General features: G+C 26.6%; 1 pseudogene. It reads left to right on the top strand.

Features of this window, described 5'->3' with window-relative positions:
* Window positions 1-164 precede the first annotated feature (164 nt).
* Window positions 165-516: pseudogene (locus tag V7659_RS07700) on the top strand (sensor histidine kinase); the annotation flags it as partial.

Here is a 516-nt window from a genome sequence, read left to right as displayed (position 1 = left end):
CTATTATATTTTTATATCTTCACTAATACCATGAATCTCTTTTTATTAAAATACCTTCCAATTATTGTTGTTTCATTAATTTCATATTTTCGCAATCTTTTTACAACGATAATGTATAATAGAAAATATTTTATTAATAAAGTTATATATCAGGAGGAACACATATGAAACCGCTTAAACCGATTTTTAATTCGTTAATGTTTAAGCTCTTTTTGACTATTTTCCTCATAATCGGTCCATTAATCATCTTTCATATTATTAATAATTATTATGCTAATGCAGTAATTCGAAGCCAAGTGGCTCAATCTAACAAAAATATGCTGAGTATTTATATGGATCAAATCGATAAGAGTTTAGAAGGTGTTGGAAATTATATATTTCAACTTTCCGCGAATACCGATTTATACTTCCTTCAATATCATGAAAACTTTGATCGTAACGACTACGAAGAGGCAAAAATTCGATTGTTTAATTCTATCAATAATCAATCTTATTTTTATACAGCAATTGACTCTA

This window comes from Neobacillus drentensis, assembly GCF_036966985.1.
Lineage (GTDB): Bacteria > Bacillota > Bacilli > Bacillales > Cytobacillaceae > Neobacillus > Neobacillus drentensis_E.
This window is presented reverse-complemented; position numbering and strand designations above follow the sequence as displayed.